The organism is Vibrio sp. Vb2131 (genome assembly GCF_033338535.1).
GTDB lineage: Bacteria > Pseudomonadota > Gammaproteobacteria > Enterobacterales > Vibrionaceae > Vibrio > Vibrio alginolyticus.
The window spans coordinates 1-691 of sequence record NZ_JAWOSW010000074.1; the positions used below are offsets into that span (position 1 = coordinate 1).

Here is a 691-nt window from a genome sequence, read left to right on the forward strand (position 1 = left end):
AGCAAGGTTTGAAGGTAGATATCCAAGAACCCGCCGACCCAAGCACACCACCTAAACTAGTTGCAGCTGGCAAAGTCGATATGGCGATTTCATACCAACCTAGCCTGACCATCGACGTAGCGGCTGGCTTGCCATTAATTCGCTCTGCGACCTTAATTGCAACTCCCCTCAACACGTTGATGGTGTTGGATAACGGTAAGAACGATAACCTTGGCGACCTTAAAGGCAAGAAAATCGGTATTGCTATCGCAGGTAACGAAGAGGCGACAATCGGCACCATGCTTGCGCAGGAGAACGTGAAGTTTTCTGACGTGCAAATCATCAACGTCGGTTGGGCACTCTCTTCCTCTCTCGCATCAGGGAAAGTAGACGCTATTTGGGGCGGCTTGCGCAACTTCGAAACCAACCAACTTGCGCTAGAAGGCTACAAAGCCAAAGCCTTCTTCCCAGAAGAACACGGCGTACCAGCGTATGACGAACTGGTGTTTGTGGCGAATGCAAAAACCTACGACAAAGCCGCTATCAAAGCGTTCAACAAAGCGCTGGAGCAAGCGACTACTTACATCGTCAACCATCCGAAAAAGTCCTGGAAAGAGTTTGTCGCTTACTCACCAGACACGCTAAACAACGAGCTCAACCAACGCGCTTGGAACGACACGTTAACTCGTTTCGCACTTCGCCCATCAGCCGT

Annotated in this window: 1 protein-coding gene; it reads left to right on the forward strand. The window is 50.4% G+C overall.

The genetic code is table 11. The features are described from left to right. Positions 1 to 691: ABC transporter substrate-binding protein (locus R7E38_RS22930; RefSeq protein WP_318082148.1), on the forward strand; the 691-nt coding region annotated here is incomplete at both ends.